1 protein-coding gene is annotated in these 304 nt (G+C 65.8%); it reads left to right on the top strand.

Going from position 1 to position 304, the window contains the following annotated elements:
* The coding region (locus BST14_RS31975) for a hypothetical protein (protein ID WP_142279717.1) at positions 1-304 on the top strand (304 nt) is incomplete at both ends.

Here is a 304-nt window from a genome sequence, read left to right as displayed (position 1 = left end):
ATCCGGGCAAGGCGATCGCGACCTCGGCGGATGCGTTCGTCATCGTACGCCCCGGTGCACGACTGGAGGCCTCCGGCAGCCAGGCACAGCTGGATGTACCGGGACTGGGAAGGGTTTTGCTGGCCGGCGACGGCGGGCGCATCGCTCTCAGTTCCTACAATGGGCTGTATCTTGACGGTTCGTTGCGCGCCGCAGCCGGCGGCTCGGGAGCGGCGGGCGGCAGCCTGGAGATCATTGCGGACGCTCCCCTGTACCAAGGTTTTACTGTCGTGGATGACCGGGTATTGGCCATGCGCGAGCTGAT

This window comes from Mycobacterium arosiense ATCC BAA-1401 = DSM 45069, assembly GCF_002086125.1.
In the GTDB taxonomy this organism is placed as follows: domain Bacteria; phylum Actinomycetota; class Actinomycetes; order Mycobacteriales; family Mycobacteriaceae; genus Mycobacterium; species Mycobacterium arosiense.
Note: the sequence above shows the minus strand (reverse complement) of the source record. Positions and strands in the feature narration are given on the sequence as shown.